Source organism: Pseudomonas sp. Xaverov 83 (assembly GCF_019352905.1).
GTDB classification, from domain to species: Bacteria; Pseudomonadota; Gammaproteobacteria; order Pseudomonadales; family Pseudomonadaceae; genus Aquipseudomonas; species Aquipseudomonas yamanorum.
Window position 1 is genome coordinate 1 of the sequence record NZ_JAAAFU010000098.1, and the last position, 525, is coordinate 525.

Genomic DNA, 525 nt, shown 5'->3' on the forward strand with positions numbered 1-525 from the left:
TCGAGTCGGTGATGGTGGTAACCGCTGGATGGCTGTTATCCGGAACCAGTTTCTCGAAGTTGCCGCCAGTGGCGGTGCTGATGGTGGTGCTGACCGTCGACCCGTTGTTGTAAACATCGTTGGCTGGTGTTTGGAAGACCACAGTACCGGTGGTTTTGCCTGCATCAATGGCAATAACTTGGCCGTTGGACAGAGTCACGGTCACCGGCGCATGCGCTTCATTCGAAAGCGTTGCCGTGTAGGTGATCTGGCCGCCTTCAGTGATCGCAGTGTCGTTAGTCGACAAGGTCACAGTGGTGGTGTCGATCGAGTCCGAAATGACGGTAGTCGGCGGATTGGTGTTATCCGGAACCAACTTCTCGAAGTTGCCGCCAGTAGCGGTGGTGATCGTGGTGCTGACGGTGGAACCGTTGTTGTAAACGTCATTGACCGGCGTTTGGAAAACCACGGTGCCCGTGGTTTTACCGGCATCAATGGTAATGACCTGGCCGTTAGACAGCGTCACGGTGACCGGGGCGTGAGCTT

The 525-nt window shown here is 56.0% G+C and carries 1 protein-coding gene; it reads right to left on the reverse strand.

Annotation, left to right across the window (positions count from 1 at the left end; translation table 11 throughout):
• Positions 1-525 (reverse strand): immunoglobulin-like domain-containing protein (locus K0H47_RS30940; RefSeq protein WP_219274251.1); only part of this gene is annotated, 525 nt, incomplete at both ends.